This is a genomic window from Nonomuraea sp. NPDC048892 (assembly GCF_040649735.1).
GTDB classification, from domain to species: domain Bacteria; phylum Actinomycetota; class Actinomycetes; order Streptosporangiales; family Streptosporangiaceae; genus Nonomuraea; species Nonomuraea maheshkhaliensis.
Genome location: NZ_JBEZFZ010000005.1, coordinates 293,608 through 312,824 on the forward strand (window position 1 = coordinate 293,608; position 19,217 = coordinate 312,824).

Annotated in this window: 12 protein-coding genes; 10 read left to right on the top strand and 2 right to left on the bottom strand. The window is 71.2% G+C overall.

Annotation, left to right across the window (positions count from 1 at the left end):
* Positions 1-12 precede the first annotated feature (12 nt).
* From AB0C28_RS18695 to AB0C28_RS18715, 5 genes are all read left to right on the top strand, one after another.
* Positions 13-1,320 (top strand): extracellular solute-binding protein, encoded by a 1,308-nt coding sequence (locus tag AB0C28_RS18695; RefSeq protein ID WP_358075940.1) that lies wholly within the window; start codon positions 13-15, stop codon positions 1,318-1,320.
* A complete protein-coding gene (locus AB0C28_RS18700) occupies positions 1,321-2,184 on the top strand; it encodes a sugar ABC transporter permease (protein ID WP_357847647.1) in 864 nt (287 codons plus the stop codon). It abuts the gene before it with no gap.
* A complete protein-coding gene (locus tag AB0C28_RS18705; protein ID WP_357847645.1) occupies positions 2,181-3,002 on the top strand; it encodes a carbohydrate ABC transporter permease in 822 nt (273 codons plus the stop codon). The genes AB0C28_RS18700 and AB0C28_RS18705 overlap by 4 nt, the downstream gene beginning before the upstream one ends.
* Positions 3,003-3,018: 16 nt before the next feature.
* Positions 3,019-5,898: a glycoside hydrolase family 3 C-terminal domain-containing protein gene (locus AB0C28_RS18710; RefSeq protein ID WP_358075943.1), complete on the top strand. Its 2,880-nt coding sequence runs from the start codon at positions 3,019-3,021 to the stop codon at positions 5,896-5,898.
* A 150-nt stretch (positions 5,899-6,048) separates the two neighbouring features.
* Entirely contained in the window at positions 6,049-6,540 is a 492-nt protein-coding gene (locus tag AB0C28_RS18715; protein ID WP_357847641.1) for a DoxX family membrane protein, read from the top strand.
* Between the two features lie 6 nt (positions 6,541-6,546).
* On the opposite strand, the gene AB0C28_RS18720 is transcribed toward AB0C28_RS18715, so the two are convergent.
* The gene (locus AB0C28_RS18720; RefSeq protein ID WP_358075945.1) at positions 6,547-7,317 is read right to left on the bottom strand and encodes a 3-oxoacyl-ACP reductase family protein; all 771 of its coding nucleotides are present in this window, start codon (positions 7,315-7,317) and stop codon (positions 6,547-6,549) included.
* A gap of 191 nt (positions 7,318-7,508) precedes the next feature.
* On the opposite strand from AB0C28_RS18720, the gene AB0C28_RS18725 reads away from it, so the two are divergent.
* Together AB0C28_RS18725 and AB0C28_RS18730 are read left to right on the top strand one after the other, a co-directional pair.
* On the top strand, positions 7,509-10,208 hold the full coding sequence (locus AB0C28_RS18725) for a cellulose binding domain-containing protein (RefSeq protein ID WP_358075948.1): 2,700 nt from the start codon (positions 7,509-7,511) through the stop codon (positions 10,206-10,208).
* 182 nt (positions 10,209-10,390) lie between these two features.
* A complete protein-coding gene (locus AB0C28_RS18730) occupies positions 10,391-11,503 on the top strand; it encodes an acetamidase/formamidase family protein (protein WP_358075950.1) in 1,113 nt (370 codons plus the stop codon).
* 12 nt (positions 11,504-11,515) lie between these two features.
* Here AB0C28_RS18730 and AB0C28_RS18735 read toward each other — a convergent pair whose 3' ends face one another.
* A complete protein-coding gene (locus AB0C28_RS18735; protein WP_358075952.1) occupies positions 11,516-14,365 on the bottom strand; it encodes an AAA family ATPase in 2,850 nt (949 codons plus the stop codon).
* Positions 14,366-14,667: 302 nt separating this feature from the next.
* On the opposite strand from AB0C28_RS18735, the gene AB0C28_RS18740 reads away from it, so the two are divergent.
* From AB0C28_RS18740 to AB0C28_RS18750, 3 genes are read left to right on the top strand one after another with little or no spacing between them, the layout of a single operon-like run.
* Entirely contained in the window at positions 14,668-16,977 is a 2,310-nt protein-coding gene (locus tag AB0C28_RS18740; RefSeq protein WP_358075954.1) for a TOMM precursor leader peptide-binding protein, read from the top strand.
* Between the two features lie 41 nt (positions 16,978-17,018).
* Positions 17,019-18,392 (top strand): SagB family peptide dehydrogenase, encoded by a 1,374-nt coding sequence (locus AB0C28_RS18745; RefSeq protein WP_357847629.1) that lies wholly within the window; start codon positions 17,019-17,021, stop codon positions 18,390-18,392.
* 4 nt (positions 18,393-18,396) lie between these two features.
* Positions 18,397-19,209: an HlyD family efflux transporter periplasmic adaptor subunit gene (locus AB0C28_RS18750; RefSeq protein WP_357847627.1), complete on the top strand. Its 813-nt coding sequence runs from the start codon at positions 18,397-18,399 to the stop codon at positions 19,207-19,209.
* Positions 19,210-19,217: the final 8 nt, after the last annotated feature.

The window sequence follows — 19,217 nt, forward strand, 5'->3', positions numbered from 1 at the left end:
CCTGGAGGGATCATGGTCAAGTCAAGAGGCGCGGCGGTGCTGGCCGCCGCCGTGCTCGCCCTGTCGGCCTGCGGCTCGGGCGGCGGTTCCGCGAGCCCGAGCCCGGGCGGCACCGAGCCGCGCGTGCTCAAGCTCTGGCACTACGAGACGGCCGACAGCGCCATGGGCAAGGCGTGGGCCGAGGCGATCAAGAAGTTCGAGGCGTCGCATCCGAACGTGACCGTCGAGTTCGAGGAGAAGGGCTTCGAGCAGATCCAGAAGACGGCCGCCATGGTGCTCAACTCGGACGAGGCGCCCGACATCATGGAGTACAACAAGGGCAACGCCACGTCCGGGCTGCTGTCCAAGCAGGGCCTGCTCGCCGACCTGAGCGAGGAGGCCACCAAGCGCGGCTGGGACAAACTGCTGCCCGGCAGCCTGCAGACCACCGCGAAGTATGACGACCGGGGCGTGATGGGCTCCGGCAAGTGGTACGGCGTGCCCAACTACGGCGAGTTCGTGATGGTCTATTACAACAAGGACCTCTTCGACAAGCACAAGGTCACGGTCCCGGCCACGTACGAGGAGTTCACCGCCGCGCTCGACACGTTCGTCAAGGCCGGCGTGACCCCCATCTCCAACGCCGGCGCCGAATACCCGGCGCAGCAGATCTTCTACCAGCTCGCGCTCACCAAGGCGCAGAAGCCGTGGCTGGACGCCTTCCAGTCCTACAAGGGCAAGGTCGACTTCCACGGCCCCGAGTTCACCTACGGCGCCGACACGTTCGCCGACTGGGTGAAGAAGGGCTACATCCCGAAGAACTCGGCCGGGGTCAAGGCCGAGGACATGGGCGTGGCGTTCATGAACGGCAAGTTCCCCGTCATGATCAGCGGTAGCTGGTGGTACGGCCGCTTCGCCTCGGAGATCAAGGACTTCGAGTGGGGCCACTTCCTGTTCCCCGGCGCCACCATGTCGCCCGGTTCGAGCGGCAACCTCTGGGTCGTCCCCGAGAAGTCGGAGAACAAGGACCTGGCCTACGACTTCATCGACATCACGATGAGCAAGGACATCCAGAACCTGCTCGGCAACTCCGGCGGCGTCCCCGTGGCCGCCGATGCCGCCGCGATCACCGACGCCAAGAGCAAGGAGCTCATCGAGTCCTTCAACAAGCTGACCGCCGCCGACGGCCTGGCCTTCTACCCCGACTGGCCCGCGCCCGGCTACTACGACGTGATGGTGGCCGGCGTCCAGGAGCTCATCAACGGCAGCAAGACCTCGGCCGAGGTGCTGGACGAGCTGGCCAAGCCGTACGAGGACAACCTCGCCGACATTGGCAACTAGATGAGGGCACGCACGAGGGGGTACTGGCTCTACCTGGTCCCCAGCCTGCTGCTGTTCCTGGCCGTCATCGTGGTGCCGTTCCTGATGAACGTCGGCGCCAGCTTCACCCGCTGGTCGGGGGTGGGCACGCCGCGCTGGATCGGGCTCGGCAACTACGCCAGGCTGCTGGAGGACGAACGCTTCTGGGAGTCGTTCCAGCACAACGTGGGGCTGATCGTGGCCATGGCCTTCGTGCCGACCGCGATCGGGCTCGTGCTGGCGGCGGCCCTGTTCGACTACATCGGCAAGCGGTTCGGGGCGCGGACGGCCTCCGCGCTGCGCGCGACGTACTACCTGCCGCAGGTGCTGCCGGTGGCGGTGGCGGGCGTGGTGTGGGGGTGGATGTTGCATCCGTCGTACGGCGCCGTCAACCAGATCTTCGGCCTGGACCTCGACTGGCTCGGTGACCCCGATCTGGCGCTGGCCACGGTCATGGCGGTGATGGTCTGGTTCCAGCTCGGCTACCCGGTCGTGATCTTCATGGCCGGGCTGCAGCGGGTGGACCCGGCCTACTACGAGGCCGCCGAGATCGACGGGGCCTCGTGGTGGCGCAAGTTCTGGCACATCACGATCCCGCAGATCCGGCCGGAGATCTTCGTGGTGCTGCTGACGTGCACGATCGCCGCGCTGAAGGTGTTCGGGCCGATCTTCGTGCTGACGCGCGGCGGGCCGGGGAACGCGACGATGGTGCCGTCGTACTTCTCGTACCTGAACTTCTTCCAGAAGAGCAACGTCGGGTACGGCTCCGCCATCGCCACCGTGCTGGCGCTGATCATCATCGTGGTGACGTTCCTGTTCCTGCGTGTCCAGGAGCGTGACGCATGAGGGGCCCGGGACGCTGGGCGGTGCTGTTCGCGCTGGTCGTGCTGGCCGTGGTGATGATCTTCCCGTTCGTGATCGTGGCGATGAACGCGGTCAAGTCGCCGGCCGAGTACAGCTCGAACGGGCCGCTGAGCCTGCCGGAGGGGCTCTACCTCCAGGGGATCGCAGACTTCTGGAACCGGGTGGAGTTCGGCGTCAAGCTCTGGAACAGCTTCGTCATCAGCGCCTCGGTGTCGGTGCTGGCGGTGGTGCTGTCGGTGCTCAACGCGTACGCGCTGGGCATCGGCAGGGTGAAGGGCCGGCTGTGGATCCTGGTGCTCTTCCTGGTGGCCAACACGCTGCCGCAGGAGGCGCTGGCCTACCCGCTGTACTACCTGGCCAAGGCCGTCGGCCTGTACGACACCCGGCTCGCGGTGATCATCATCATGACCGCGATCCAGGCGGCGTTCGGCACCTACCTGCTGAGCGCCGTGCTGGGCCAGTTCCCGAAGGAGATCCTGGAGGCGGCCTCGATCGACGGCGCGGGGCGGCTGCGGTCGCTGCTGCGGATCGTGGTGCCGATCAGCCGGCCCACGATCAACGTGCTGCTGATCTTCTTCTTCATCTGGACCTGGAACGAGTTCTTCCTGCCGCTGATCTTCCTGATCTCGAACGACACCCAGACGGTGCCCGTCGCGCTCGGCGTCCTGCAAGGGCAGAGGTACATGGACGCGACCATGTCCAGCGCCTCGGCCCTGCTCGGCATCGTCCCGGCGGTCGCCTTCTTCCTGATCTTCCAGCGCACGCTGACCCGAGGTGTGACGGTCGGCGCCATCAAGTGATGGAGAACCACTCAAGATGCGAAAAGTCCCGTTATTAGCGGTTGTTTCGCTCGCTGCCTCGTTATTCGTCGCGCCCGCCGTTCAAGCCGCGCAGGCGTACCCGTTCCAGAACCCGGCCCTGCCGCTCGACCAGCGCGTCACCGACCTGCTCGGCCGGCTCACCCTCGACGAGAAGCTGAGCCTGCTGCACCAGTCGCAGCCGGCGATCCCGCGCCTCGGCATCGCCTACCACAAGAACGGCACCGAGGCGCTGCACGGTGTCGCCTGGTCCAACCACCGCGACGACAACTGGAACCAGAAGTTCGCCGCCGGCACCGTCTTCCCGCAGGCGGTCGGGCTGGCCAGCACCTGGGACCCGGCGCTGATCAGGAAGGTCGGCGCGGCCGTGGGCGACGAGACGCGCGGCTACAACGCCGTCGATCCCGTCCTGTGGGGGTTGCAGGTGTGGGCGCCGGTGGTCGACCTGCTGCGCGACCCGCGCGCGGGGCGCAACGAGGAGGGCTACTCCGAGGATCCGCTGCTCACCGGGGCCGTCTCGACCGCGTACGGCAAAGGGCTCCAGGGTGACGACCCCTTCTACCTGAAGACCGCGCCCGTGCTCAAGCACTACCTGGCCTACAACAACGAGACCGACCGCAGCCTCACCTCCTCCAACCTGACGCCCAAGCTCAAGCACGAGTACTACGAGCCGGCCTTCAAGGCGGCGATCTCGGCCGACGCCGCGACCGGGGTGATGGCGTCGTACAACCTGGTCAACGGGCGGCCCAACCACGTCAACCCGGACCTGAACGACGCGGTCAGGACCTGGACCGAAAAGACGCTCTACAACCCCAGCGACGCGTGGGGGCCGCACGCGCTCACCGACCTGGAGCGCTACTACGACGACAAGCCCGAGGCGTTCGCCGCCGTGCTGAAGGCCGGGCTGGACAGCTTCACGATCGACGGCAGCGACCTCGGGCCGATGCTGACCAACCTCAAGGCCGCGCTCGACCAGGGCCGCATCACCGTGGCCGACGTGGACAAGTCGGTACGCAACGTGCTGTCCATCCGGACCCGGCTGGGCCACTTCGATCCGGACGGCGGGCCGTACGCGCGGATCACGGCGGACGTGATCAACAGTGCGGCCAACCAGCGGCTCAACCGGGAGACCGCCGGCAAGGCGGCCGTGCTGCTGAAGAACTCCGGTGTGCTGCCCCTCGGCAGGCCGAAGTCGGCCGCCGTGGTGGGGCCGCTGGCGGACCGGCTGTACCGGGACTGGTACTCGGGGCAGCTGCCGTACCAGGTGACGCCGCGAGACGGGATCAAGGAGCGGGTGGGCGCCGTCACCACCGGCGAAGGGCTGGAGCGCGTCGCGCTCAAGCACCTCGACTCCGGCCGGTACGTCACCGCGACCGGCACCGGGCCCGACGACAACGCCGCCCTGCTCGACACCGCGCCCGGCGCCGCCTCGCAGTGGGACCTCACCGACTGGACCGGCGGCGTGTCCACGCTGCGCAACGCGGGCAACGGCCGGCTGCTGGGCGGCGACTGGCGCTCGCTCGACACCGACGACGCCGAGCCCGACGGCTGGTACGTCTCCCAGCAGTTCGCGCTGGAGCGGCAGGCCGACGGTAGCCACCTGATCCGTTATGCCGGATACGAGACGGTCGAGGGCTGGTTCGGCCTGCCCGACGCGTACGTGGGCGTCACCGACGGCACGCTCGGCCTGGTCCCGAAGGCGCAGGCGGCGAAGTTCGCCAAGGAGGTCGTCTCCGACGGCGTCGCCGAGGCCGCCGCGCGGGCGGCCGAGGCGGAGGTCGCGGTGGTCGTGGTCGGCAGCCATCCCTTCGTCGCGGGGCGCGAGTTCCACGACCGCGCCGACCTGCGGCTCGGCGCGGGCCAGCGGCGGCTGATCGAGGCCGTGCGCAAGGCCAACCCGCGCACGGTGGTCGTCCTGGAGACCAGCTATCCGGTCGTCGTGGACGCCCCGACCCTGCTGTGGACCACGCACGCGGGCGCGGAGACCGGGCACGCCGTCGCCGACGTGCTCTTCGGCGACGTCAACCCCGGCGGCCGGCTCACCCAGACCTGGCTCGCCGATGGCGAGCTGCCGAGCCTGCTGGACTACGACCTGGTCAAGACCGGGATGACGTACCTGTACGGAAAGGACAAGCCGCTCTACGCCTTCGGCCACGGCCTGAGCTACACCTCCTTCGGCTACCAGGGCCTGCGCGCGCACGGCGACCAGGTGAGCGTCAAGGTCACCAACACCGGCAAGGTGAAGGGCGACGAGGTGGTCCAGCTCTACACCCACCAGCGCGACTCCCGCTTCGCGCAGCCGGTCAAGCGGCTGCGCGGCTTCCAGCGGATCACGCTCGGCCCGGGGGAGACGCGGACGGTCACCTTCCCGCTGAAGCGGTCGGACCTGGCCGTCTGGGATCACACCAGGGGCAGGTGGGTGGTCGAGAACGCCACCCACGACGTGCTCGTGGGCTCCGCCTCCGACCGGATCCGCCGGCGCACCACGCTGCGGGTGAACGGTGAGACCGTGCCCGTGCGCGACCTGGCCAGGACGACGCGGGCGATGGACTTCGACGACTATTCGAGCGTCGCCTTCGCCGACGAGAGCAAGGCGCGGGGCGAGGTGGTCGAGGGCTCGGCCGGTGACTGGGTGGCGTACACGGGGGCCTCCTGGGGCTCGCGCCTGACGGCCGCGGTGGCCTCGGTGAACGGCGGGTCGTTCGAGGTGCGGCGGGGCTCGCCGACCGGTGCGCTGCTGGCGACCGTGCGGGTGCCTGCCACGGGCTCGATCTATACGTACGGGACGGCGAGCGCGAGCGTGCGGGCCGGCGCCGGGAGCATCTACCTGGTGTTCCGGGGTGACCTGCGGATCAGGGACTTGGCACTCGCCCGATGAGGCTCTTCCCCTGACGAGGAAGCTCGCCTGACGAGGACTCCGCCGGGCGGCCGCGAGCATGGTCGTGGCCGCCCGGCGGACTTGCCTCTTGTTGGATAGCCGTGTTATCTATTAGTTGGATAACACAGCTATCCAGAAGAGGAGTGTCTCATGACCGTGATCGTTCTGCTGGTCGCCACGCTGGCGTTCCGGCTGCTGGGAGTGCTGGGCGTGGGCCGGTTCGGCACGTGGCGGGTGAGCGCGGCCCACGGCCTGGCCGTCATGCTGGTCATGACCGCCAGCGCCCACTTCGTCCCGGCCGGCGTGACCTTCATGCCCAACTACGCCGACATGCTGGCCATGGTGCCGCCGTTCGTGCCGTTCCCCGCCTTCATGGTGTATCTGAGCGGTGTGCTGGAGCTGGCCGGGGCGGCGGGGCTGGTGCTCGGGCGCACCCGCAGGGCCGCCGGGATCTGCCTCGCGCTGCTGTTCGTGGCGCTGCTGCCGGCGAACGTGCACGCCGCCGAGGCCGATCTCGTGGTCTCCTCGCCGCTCTGGCAGCGCATCCCCGAGCAGGTGCTCTACATCGCGATCGCCCTGTGGGCGGCGCGTCCGTCCGCTGCCCGCCCGGTGGCCCGGCAGGCCGAGAAGGTGAGTGCGTGAGCGGGGTCAGCGGACCGTCCAGCCGCCGTCGATGACCAGCGTGTGTCCCGTGATCAGCGACGCCGCGGGGGAGGCGAGGAAGAGCACCGCCCCCGCGACGTCCATGGGCTCGCCGATGCGGTGCAGCGCCGCGATCCGCTCGATCACGTCGGCCTCGAACGCCGGGTCCGACAGGGCGAGCGCGGTGCCGGGGGTGCGGATGAACGTGGGGGCGACGTTGTTGACCGTGACGCCGTGCGGGCCCCATTCGACGGCCAGGCAGCGGGTCAGGTGGGCGATGGCCGCTTTCGTCATGCAATAGACGGATTCGCCGGGCAGGGCTACCTCGCCGGCCTGTGACCCGATGTTCACGATCCGCCCGTACCCCTGCTCGATCATCACTCGCCCCGCCGCCTGGCTGGCCAGGAACGTGCCCTTCAGGTTCACCTGCACCGTCCGGTCGAAGTCGTCCTCCGTCACCTCCTCGGCCGGGTTGCCCGGCGCGATGCCGGCGTTGTTGACCAGGATGTCGATCCGGCCGAACCGCTCCACCACCGCGCGCACCGCATCGGCGATCTGGCCGGGCGCGGTCATGTCCATCTGCAGCGGCAGCGCGGCCCGGCCGAGACCGCGGACCTCGTGGGTCAGCCCTTCGTCGGCCCCGGCGTCCCGGTAGCCGAGCGCGACGTCGGCGCCGGCGTTCGCCAGGGCCAGGGAGATCGCCCGGCCCAGCCCTCGCGCCGCGCCCGTGACCAGGGCGATCTTCCCGTCCACGCGATATTCGGGGAACGTCGTCATGCGTGCCTCCTTGCGGCTTTAATTCGTTGTCTATCCAAACTATTGACCGTGGGTGCGCGCGTGTGTGAGCCTGCTGGTGAGCTCATGCGCGTAGCGCGGCGACGGTCAGGGTCCTGCACTCTGCTCGTGCATGGCGGTCAGCTGACGCCTTTGGGACGCCTGCCGGCGTGCCTGGAAAGGAAGAGCCGCGCATGCGAAGAAGATTATTCGTCATGCTCACGACCGTCGCCGTGCTGATCGCGGCGGCGGTCGTCCGGATGTCGCCGGTCTCGGCGGTCGCCTCGGATCCGTACGCGTTCAAGAACGTCAGGATCGACGGCGGGGGCTTCGTGCCCGGCATCGTCTTCAACCCGTCCGAGCGGAACCTCGTCTACGCCCGCACCGACATCGGCGGCGCGTACCGGTGGAACCAGTCCAGCACGTCATGGACCCCGCTGCTCGACTGGGCCGGCTGGGACAAGTGGGGCTACAACGGGGTGATCAGCCTGGCCACCGACCCCGTGCAGACCAACCGGGTGTACGCGGCCGTCGGCATGTACACCAACAGCTGGGACCCGAACAACGGCGCCGTCCTGCGCTCCACGGACAAGGGCGACACCTGGCAGGTCACGGCGCTGCCGTTCAAGCTGGGCGGCAACATGCCGGGCCGCGGCATGGGCGAGGCGCTGTCGGTCGACCCGAACGACAACCGGATCCTCTACCTCGGCGCCCCCAACGGCAACGGCCTGTGGCGCAGCACCGACTACGGCGCGACCTGGTCGAAGGTGACGAGCTTTCCCAACCCCGGCAACTACGCCCAGGACCCGGGCGACCCCAACGGCTACCTGAGCCACCGTCCCGGCGTGGTCTGGGTGACCTACGACAAGCGCTCGTCCACCCCGGGCAGCGCCACCAGGACCATCTATGTGGGCGTCGCGGACAAGGACAACACGGTCTACCGCACCACCGACGGCGGCGCCACCTGGTCGCGGCTGGCCGGTCAGCCCACCGGCTACATCGCGCACAAGGGCGTGCTCGACACCGTCAACGGCTACCTCTACCTCGCCACGAGCGACACCGGCGGCCCGTACGACGGCGCCAAGGGCGACGTATGGCGCTACGCCACCGCCACCGGCACCTGGACCCAGATCAGCCCCATCCCCTCCTCCAGCGCCGACGACTACTTCGGCTACAGCGGCCTGACCGTCGACCGCCAGAATCCGGGCACGATCATGGTGGCCACGCAGATCTCCTGGTGGCCCGATGTGATCTTCTTCCGCTCGACGGACTCCGGCGCCACCTGGACCCGGGTCTGGGACTGGACGTCGTACCCGAACCGCAGCTTCCGCTACACGATGAACATCTCCGAGAACCCCTGGCTGACCTTCGGCGCCAACCCGCAGCCGCCCGAGGTCGCCCCCAAGCTCGGCTGGATGACCGAGTCGCTGGAGATCGACCCCTTCGATTCCGACCGGATGATGTACGGCACCGGCGCCACCGTCTACGGCACCGAGAACCTGACGCAGTGGGACGCCGGCGCGCAGTTCACGATCAGGCCGATGGCCAAGGGCCTGGAGGAGACCGCGGTACTCGACCTGATCAGCCCGCCCAGCGGCGCGCCCCTGGTCAGCGGCCTGGGCGACATCGGCGGGTTCCGTCACACGAACCTGGACGCCGTACCGCCGATGATGTTCACCTCACCGGTCTTCACCTCCACCACCAGCCTCGACTACGCGGAGCGGGCGCCCTCGATCATGGTCAGGGCGGGCAACTTCACCGACGCCGACCGCCCGAACGACAGCCACGTGGCCTTCTCCACCGACGGCGGCGCCAACTGGTTCCAGGGCACCGAGCCCGGCGGCGTCAACGAGGGCGGCACGGTCGCCGCCGCGGCCGACGGCTCCCGCTTCGTCTGGGCGCCCAAGGGCGTGGCCCCCGTCTACTCCGTCGGCTACGGCAACTCCTGGCAGCAGGCTTCCGGCCTGCCGGCGGAGGCCGTGGTGGAGTCGGACCGGGTCAACCCGCGTAAGTTCTACGGGCTCAGTGGCGGACGCCTCCACCTCAGCACCGACGGCGGTGCCACCTTCACCGCCACCTCCGCCACCGGCCTGCCCGCGAGCGGCAGGGTCAAGGCCGTGGCCGGCGTCGAGGGCGACGTGTGGGTCGCGGGCGAGGGCGGCATCTGGCACTCGACCGACAGCGGCGCCTCCTTCGCCAAGCTGTCCGGCGTCACGAACGCGGTCAACGTCGGCTTCGGCAAGGCCGCGCCCGGCGCGACGTACCCGGCGGTCTACGCGGTGGCCACGATCGACGGCGTCACCGGCCTGTACCGGTCGGACACGGGCGGCTCGGCCTGGGTGCGCATCAACGACGACCGGCACCAATGGGGCAACATGGGGGAGGCGCTGACGGGGGATCCGCGCGTGTACGGGCGGGTCTACCTGGGCACGAACGGGCGCGGCATCATCTACGGCGACCGCACGGGCCCGCCCGTGACGGTCACCCCCACGCCGACCGTCACGCCCACGGTCACCCCCACCGTGACCCCGACCGTGACCCCGACTGTGACTCCGACTGTGACTCCGACGGTCACCCCCACGACCGGCAGCGGTTGCGCGGCCACTTACCAGCCGGGCAACTCCTGGCCCGGCGGCTTCCAGGCGAACGTCACCGTCAGGAACACCGGCGCCGCGCCGATCACCGGCTGGCGGGTGACCTGGACCTGGCCGGGAGACCAGCGGATCACCAACCTCTGGGGCGGCACCCCGGCCCAGACGGGCACCGGCGTCACGGTCACGAACGCCGGCTACAACGGCGGCGTGGCGGCCGGGGCGACGACGTCGTTCGGCCTCAACGGCTCCTACACGAGCGCCAACACCCCGCCCACCACCCTCACCTGCACCCCGGCCTGACCGCAGGAAACCACCGAGGGCCGCACGGGACCCACACCCCGTGCGGCCCTCGCCGTCTGGGTGATGCCGCAGGGCCTCGCCGTCCGTGCCGGCGGACGCGGCGTACCGGCTGATGAGGTCTTGACAGGGGCGGCGGGCCGGCGAAGCGTGGCGCTCACACGCCTCACCCGAGGGGGCCCGCCATGGCCGTACACGAGATCCGCATCGACCCCGACCTCCCTCTCCGCGACGAGCCCGGCACCGGCCACAACCGCTGGCATCCGGACATCCCGCCCATCGTCCGCTGCGAGCCGGGCGACGAGGTGATCCTGGAGACCAGGGACGCCTTCGACGGCCAGATGGGCCCCGAGGCCACGCTGAAGACCGTCGAGGCACCCGACCTGGACGTCGTCCACCCGCTCACCGGCCCCGTCCACGTGGAGGGGGCGCGGCCTGGGGACCTGCTGGAGATCGAGATCCTGGAGGTCGCGCCGGACCGCTACGGCTACACCGTCCAGGTCCCCGGCTTCGGGTTCCTGCGTGACGTCTTCCCCGAGCCGTTCATGGTGCGCTGGGAGCTCGACGACGGGTGGGCGGCCTCGGACGACCTGCCAGGGGTGCGGATCCCGGCGGCGCCGTTCATGGGCACGATCGGGCTGGCGCCCGGCCACGAGTCGCTGGCCAGGACCACGACGAGGGAGCAGGCGGCGCTGGCGCGCGGCGGGTTCGTGCTGCCGCCCTCGCCCGACGGCGCCGTCCCCGCCACCCCCGTCGGAGCCGCGGGGCTGCGCACCATCCCGCCCAGGGAGCAGGGCGGCAACGTGGACATCAAGCAGCTCGGCGCGGGCACCCGGCTCTACCTGCCGGTGGACACGCCCGGCGGGCTGTTCTCGGCCGGGGACGCGCACTTCGCGCAGGGCGACTGCGAGGCGTGCGGGACCGCGATCGAGATGCGGGCGACGCTGCGGGTGCGGTTCACCGTGCACGAGGGGCAGGCGGAGGAGAAGGGCATCAGGGGGCCGAGGTTCGCCCGGTCGGAGTACTGGGTGGCGCCGGCGTACGCGGCTCCGCGCCGGTTCTACGCCACCACCGGCATGTCGGTGAGCAGGGACGGCGAGGTGTCGGCCGAGGACGCGACGCTGGCGGCCAGGAACGCGCTGCTGGAGATGATCGACCACCTGGAGGACAGGGGGTGGAGCGCGCAGCAGGCGTACGCGATCTGCAGCGTGGCGGTGGACCTCAAGGTGAGCCAGCTCGTGGACGTGCCCAGCTTCCTGGTGTCGGCGTTCCTGCCGGAGGACATCTTCACGGACTGAACGCGGTGGCGTTCAGAGCTCCTCCAGCAGCCCGGCGGGCACCGGCTCGTCCGGCTGGTCGTCCGCCGGTGGGGCCTCGTGGTCGGCGAGGCCGGTGAGGATGACCGCGAGTTCGGCCCGCGTGTGGATGCCCAGCTTGCGGTAGATCCGCGCCAGATGGGTGTCCACGGTGCGCTTGCTGATCGACAGGACGGTGGCCACCTCCAGGTTGCTCATGCCGCGCAGCACGAGGTCGGTGACCCGGCGTTCGCCGACGGTCAGCGGGTGGCCGTCCTGGCCGTTGGCGGCCGGGGCGGCGGGACGGCGCGGCGCGGTGGCGGCCCGGTGCTTGTCGGCGAGCGCGGCCAGGCGGACCGCGCCGCAGTCGGTGGCCAGCCGCAGCGCCATGGCCAGCGTCTCGTGCGCCTTGCCCGCGTCGCCCGCCTGGCGTTGCGCGATGCCGAGGCGGAGCATCGCCCTGGCCTGTTCGAGCCTGGCGCCCCGGTGGGCGAGCAGATCCACCGCCTCGTGCAGCAGGTCGAGCCGGGTGGCGCCCTCGTAGGCGACGCTGCCCGCGCTGAGCGCGCGGGCGATCGTGGTGGGCGCGCCCCACGCCCGTGCCAGCTCCAGCTCCCGCTCGGCCATCATGCGGGCGGCAGAGCGTTCGCCTGACAGGGTGTAGGCGAGGATCGTGTTGGTGCCCCATGGCACACAGGCCGGGTTCGTGATGCCCGCGGCGGTCAGGCGGCGCCCGCACTCCAGCAGGGTCAGCAGCCCGTCGCGGGGCCGGCCGTGGGAGAGGTGCACGCGTCCGAGCGCGTCCAGGAGGTGGCCGGAGATGAGGGGGTGCCAGTCGCCGTACGTCCTGACCGAGCCGAGCGCGCTCTCGGCGGCCTCCAGCTCGCCCCGCTCGACCAGGATCCTGACGGCGCAGGCGGTGGCGGCGGCGTGGAAGCCCTCGGCCCGCACCTCGCGGGCGCTGGCGATGGCGTCGTTGGCGTCGCGCAGCGCCGCGTCCAGGCTGCCGAGCTGGTAACGCACCTCGGCCCTGGCCGACAACGCCAGTGCCAGCCTGGTGCTCGATCCCTCGTCCCTGGTCTCGCTGACCAGTCGTTCCGCCCAGTAGGAGGCCTCGTCGAGGCGGTCGCCCCACACGAGCGGCAGCACCGCGGTGACCGGCACCGTGCCCTGGCCGTCCATGCAGCGGCGGGTCTGGGCGAGCATGCGCGGCAGGTTGCGGCCACGCACGCCGGTGGCCAGGGCGAGCGCGCTCAGGAACTCCCTGGCGGCGGGGGTGAGCAGCGTGCCGAACGAACGGCCCAGCCGGCGTACCCCGATCTGCCCCGCCGAGCGGCCCCACAGCAGCGCCTGGGCGGCGAACAGCAGGGCCAGGTCGGCGCCGGCGAACTGCGGCATCGCGGCGGCGGTGGTCGCCGCCTCGGCCAGCACCTCGCCCGCCTCCGCCGAGTTCGCGGTGACCAGGACGTCGGCGAACGGGGTCACCGACATGAGCGCCTGCGGCGCCCGCTTGACCCGGCCGTAGACCGTGCGCAGGTGCCGCAGGCAGGCGGGCAGGTCGCGGTGTTTCTCGACGGCGCCCAGCTCGGCGGTGACCTCCAGCACCGTCTCGCGGTCGTCGGTCTCGGCCAGGGCGCGGTGCAGGTAGCCGGTCGCGTCCTGCCAGGAGTGGTTGCCGCCGGCCTCTTCCGCGGCCTCGCGCAGCACGGTCACGGTCAGCGGGTCGCCGGTCGGGCCCGCCGACATCAGGTGCCTGGCCGAGCTGCTCAGCGGCGCGCCGAGCCGGTGCAGCAGCGCCGCGGTACGGCGGTGCAGGCGGTCGCGTTCGTCGGGGTCCATGCCGGCCAGCACGGCCTGCTGGACGCCCGGGTGCGGGAAGCGGCCGGGCGGCGAGCCCGTGATCAGCCCGAGAGCGCGCAGCCGGGCCGTGGCCACCCGCGCCGCGTCCTGGCCGTGGCCGGCCAGCATGGCGGCCAGCTCCAGGCCGTCGTCGGGCGCCACGACGGCCAGCGCGCGTAACAGGTCCACCCCGGCCGCGTCGGCGCCGGAGTCGCTGTCGCTCAGCCAGCCGAGCGCGGTCTCGGTCATCGCCGCCGCGCCCGTCTCCAGCACCCGGGGCAGCTCGCCGCGCGTCGCGGTCACGCCGGTCCTGGCCAGCCGGGTCGCCAGCTCGTGCAGCAGCGCGGGGTTGCCCCGGGTGAGCTGGTGGCAGGCGAGCGCGACCTCCGCGTCGACCTGCTGCTCGGCGGTGCCGAGCTGGCCGGCGAGCAGCCGCCGGGCGGCCAGGTGGGGCAGCGGCGCGGGCCGCAGCAGCCGCATGTACGGCAGCGCCGCCAGGTCCCTGGCGAGGTCGTTCCCCCCGAACTCGCCGGGGTCGGCACTGGTCAGGATCATCGCGATGGGCAGGCCGTCGAGCCGCCTGGCGATGTAGGAGCACCATTCCGCGGACTGCTGATCGGCGTGGTGCACGTCGTCGACGGCGATGATCAGCGGCTGGTCGCCGGTGAAGTCGCGGGTGGCGCGGTAGAGCCCGTGCAGCACGCCGGGGGTGACGGCGTCCTTCCGCTCCTCGTCCGGCGTCAGGCCGGTGGGCGGCGCGCGGCCGGCGGCCATGAGCGGCTCGAACAGCTGCCGGATGACGCCGAAGGGGTGCTCGCGCTCGGCGGGGTGGCCGCGGGCCATGAGCAGCAGCGCACCCGTCTCGGCCAGGGCCGACAATGCCGCGTTGAGCAGCGTGGTCTTGCCCATCCCGCGTGCGCCCTGGATCAGCAGCACGGACGGACTCGCCGAGCGGATCCTGGACAGCACTTCCCGTACAGCGGCTAGTTCTACGTCACGGTGTAGCAGCGTCTGCCCGGAAGACATCGCTACTCCAAAAGCTTGGCCCCCTGGACTGTCACAAGGATCATCCCGCCAAGGACAGGTCGGCTGTCAATAGCTGACGGACAAATCGGACAATTATGACGATCCCTTGTCAGATCTCACAACCGCCCCGTGGCCGGGTGAATGCGCATTCCCGGGCCCGCGTATACGTATTTCAGCGCCGCCGTACGGCTTAATGCGTACGCCGGAATTACGTCTTTACACGGCGGCGGGCCCGATGCAACTCTGCGATCAACGCCAGCACGAATGACGGCAGTAATTTGGGACCCAATACGGGGAGCGCCATGGACCGCCCACGTCTCAAGGCACATTTCACCGCTCAAGTGATCGACGGGTCGAAAGTCTTCCTGCTGGCCGACGGCCAGCACTATCGCGTTCAGGCGGAAGGGGCCGGCAAACTCCTGCCCTACCTCGACGGGCGGCACACGGTCGCCGAGATCGCCGCGGGGCTGAGCGGCGAGCTGCCGCTCACCCGGACGCTCACCGCCATTCGCAAGTTCGCCGCGTTCGGGGTGCTCGCCGACGGGCGGCCCGATTGGCCGGACGGCACGCTGGCCTTCTGGGACGCGCAGGGCATCGATCCCGTCCGGGCCCGTTCCGCGCTGGAGCACGCCGAGTTCACCGTCGTCGCGTGCGGGGACGCCGGCACTGACGCCGGCGCTGGGCCGGTCGAGGGAGTACTGCGCGAGCACGGGCTGCGCGTGCGGACGAGGACCGTCGAGGAGGAGGTCGCCGGCCCCGCGGGCGAGCTGACGGTCGTCGTCACCGGCGATTACCTCGATCCCGCGCTCGACCGGCTCAACGCCGCCTACCTGGCCGCCGAGCACCCGTGGGCGCTGGTGAAGCCGTCCGGGATCACGTTGTGGGTCGGCCCGGTGCTGCGGCCGGGGCGTACCGGCTGCTGGGCCTGCCTGGCGCAGCGGCTGGCCGGGAACCGGCAGGTCGAGCGGTACCTGGCGGGCAAGCGCGGCGGCGGGATGCCGTACCACCCGGCCCGCGAGTCCGTGCCCGCGGGACCCTCGGTGGCGGGCGGGCTGCTGGCGGTGGAACTGGCCAGGATCGCGGCAGGACAGGACGACGGCTCGATCGCGCGATCCTGCCTCGACGGCAGGATGACCACGGTCGACCTGCGCTCGCTCGGCACGATGGAGCACACCGTCATCCGGCTGCCGCAGTGCCGGGCCTGCGGGGACCCGGCGCTGATCAGCGAGCGCAGCCCCAAGGTGATGTTGTCGGCGCGCGACGCCAGGCACGTCACCGACGGCGGTTACCGGATCGAGCCGCCCGCGCGCACGTACGCCCGGCTGGAGAAGCACATCAGCCCGCTCATCGGCGCGGTGACCAGGTTGCACACGTTCGCGGAAGAGGACAACGGCGTCACCTACAGTTTCACCGCAGGACACAACTTCGCCATGATCGGCGACAACATGGATCTGCTGCGGCGCAACCTGCGCGGGCAGAGCGGCGGCAAGGGCCGCACCGAGATCCAGGCCAGGGTGAGCGCCCTGTGCGAGGCCATCGAGCGCTACTCCGGCGTGTGGCGCGGCGAGGAGCCGGTGACCGAGGCCGCCTACGCCGACCTCGACCCGGCCGTGGCCGTGCATCCGGAGAGCCTGCTGCACTTCTCCGACGGCCAGTACGCCGGCCGCGATGAGTGGAACAAGGACCCCGCGCACCGCCTGCACCTGGTGCCCGAGCGCTTCCGCACCGACCTGCCCGTCGACTGGTCGCCGGCCTGGTCGCTGACCGAGGGGCGCGAGCGGCTGGTGCCCTCCGGCTACGCCTGGTACGGCCACCCCGACCTGGAGCGCCACTTCTACTGCGTGGGCGACTCCAACGGCAACGCCTCGGGCAACTCGATCGAGGAGGCCGTCCTGCAGGGCTTCTGCGAGCTGGTGGAGCGGGACGCGGTGGCGCTGTGGTGGTACAACCGGGCCAGGCGGCCGGCCTTCGACCTCGACTCGCTGCGCGACCCGTACGTGGACACCGTGCGCGAGTTCTACCAGGGCATGGACCGCGACATCTGGCTGCTCGACATCACCACCGACCTCGGCATCCCGGCGTTCGTGGGGGTGTCGCACCGGATGGGCCACCCGGTGGAGGACGTCATCGTCGGCTTCGGCGCGCACCTGGATCCGCGCATCGCCGCCATCAGGACGCTGACCGAGGTCAACCAGTTCCTGCCCTCGGTGGAACGGCGCGACGAGCAGGGCAACACCCTCTACCTGGACGACGACGTGGCCACGCTCGCCTGGTGGAAGGAGACCAGGCTGGCCGAGCAGCCCTGGCTGGTGCCCGATCCCGCGCAACGGCCGCGTACGCTCGCCGACCACGCGCTCGCGAGCGGCGACGACCTGGCCGCGGACGTCGAGACGTGCGTGAACCGGGCCGCCGCGGCCGGGATCGAGGTCGTCGTGCTCGACCAGAGCCGGCCCGACCTGGAGCTGAGCGTCGTCCGCGTGATCGCCCCCGGCATGCGCCACTTCTGGCGGCGGCTCGGCCCCGGCCGCCTCTACGACGTGCCGGTCACGCTCGGCTGGATCCCGCGGCCCTGCGCGGAGGACGAGCTCAACCCCGTCAGCGTCTTCTTCTGACGGTCCCGGGGGACGTGCGGTGAACGAGGGAGGAACCCGGCGTGAGTGAGACGAAACGGCGGCTGCGGCGTGAGGCGACGCTGACCGAGGCGGACGGCGAGGTGCGCATCTCCTCGCCCGCCGGTTCGCTGGGGCTGCGCAACCCGTCTGACCGGATGGTGGCCGCCCTGCGCGTCCTGGCGGCCGGTGACGCGACGGACACGGCGCTGGCGGCCACGGTGGGCGAGGCCGGGCTGCTGCGCTGGAACCTGCTGCTGCGCCGCCTGGCCCAGGGCGGCCTGCTGGAGTACGGCACGCCTGCGGCCAGGCTGCGCCCGATCGGCGCCGGACCCGTCGAGCCCGGCCCGCCGCCGGCCCCCGGCACGCGGCTCAGACTGTCCCGGTTCGCCGTGGTCACGGCGGAGGACGGCGTGCTGAGCGTACGCGGCCCGCGCAGCCCCGCCGTGGTGGAGCTGGCGCCCGAGGCGGCCGGCCTGCTGGGCGCGCTCGCCGACTGGACCACCCCCGCCGAGCTGGACGCGCGGGCCGGCTGGACCACCCCGGCCGAGCTGGGCGCCGACGACGTGCTGCGCTTCCTGGCCGCCGCCGGGGCGCTGACCACCGGCACCGAGGACGGTGACGAGGACGGCGACCTGGCCCTGGCCCAGTGGCAGCCCCGCGACCTGTGGCTGCACGCGCACAGCAGAGGCTCGCGGATCGCCGGCCGCTACGGCGGCACGTACCCGTTCAAGGAGCGCTTCGAGCCCCTGCCCGTCAACCCGGCGCCCTTCGGCGGCAAGCGGATCGAGCTGACGGCCCCCGACCTGGACGCGCCTGGGCCGAGCCTGACCGAGACGCTGGAGCGCCGCCGCTCCGTACGCGAGCACGACCAGGACGCGCCGATCACCCTCGACCAGCTCGGCGAGCTGCTCTACCGATCGATGCGGCAGCGGGCGGCCTTCGACTCGCCGGACGGCCAGCGGCTGGCCGACCGGCCCTACCCCTCGGGCGGCTCGGTGCACGAGCTGGAGGTCTACCCCCTGGTCGTCTCCTGCCGCGGCCTCGATCCTGGGCTGTGGCACTACGACACCGCCGGGCACGCCCTTGAGCTGGTGTCGGAGCCGTCCCCTGCGGTGCGGACGCTGGTGCAGCGGGCCAGGTCGGCGGCGCTGCTCGCGGACGACCCGCAGGTGCTGCTGATCGTCACCGCCCGCTTCGGCCGGGTGATGTGGAAGTACGAGACGATCGCGTACTCGCTGGTGCTCAAGCACGTCGGCGTGCTCTACCAGACGATCTACCTGGTCGGCACCGCGATGAACCTGGCCGTGTGCGGGCTCGGCGGCGGCGACGCCGACGACTTCGCCCGCGCCAGTGGCCTCGACTACCTGAGCGAGGGCAGCGTGGGCGAGCTGGTCCTCGGCAGCAGGCGGGGATAGGGCGATGAAGTTCCGGTTCAAGGCGCTGCAGCGGATGCGCGAGCCCGACGAACTCGACTCGCCGACGCTGCTGGCCTCGCCGCGCGGGTGGATCGCCACGTTCGTGGTGCTGATCATCGTGGCGGCGGCGTCCGTCTGGTTCTTCGTGGGTCGGCTGCCGGTGACGGTGTCCGCGGCGGGGCTGCTCACCCACCCCGCGGGCACCGCCCGGCTGCAGAGCCCGTACGGCGGCACCGTCCGTTCGATGCTGGTCCGCCCCGACCAGGCCGTGCACAGGGGCCAGCAGGTGGCCGTGATCACCGTGGACAGCGGCAGAGATCGGCCGGTGCACAGCCCGTTCACCGGCCGGGTGGTCGCCTTCTCCGCGGTGGACGGGCACGTGGTGGGGCCCGGCGAGGAACTGCTGCTCATCGAGCGCACGGACACCGCCGACGACCGGCTGGTGGCGATGTTGTTCGTGCCGGTGGACCGGGCGATGGGCGTGGTGCCGGGCAAGCCGGTGGATCTGTCGGTCTCCTCGGCCCCGCCCGGCGCGTTCGGGCTGCTGCGCGGCCGGGTGCACTCCGTCAGCTCCTATCCGGTCATGCTGGAGCACGCGGCCGACCTGGTGGGCGGCCTGGAGGCGGCCCGCGGCTATCTCAAGGGCGTCCCGGCCAGGCTCGTCATCGTCGATCTGGAACGCGACCCCGGCACGCCGTCCGGCTACGCCTGGTCCACCCAGAAGGGGCCGCCGGCGCGCCTGCAGTCGCAGGTGTCGGTCGCCGGCGCGATCGTCCTGGGCAGTCAGACCCTGTTCGACCTGCTGCTCGGGCGCTGAAGGGGGAG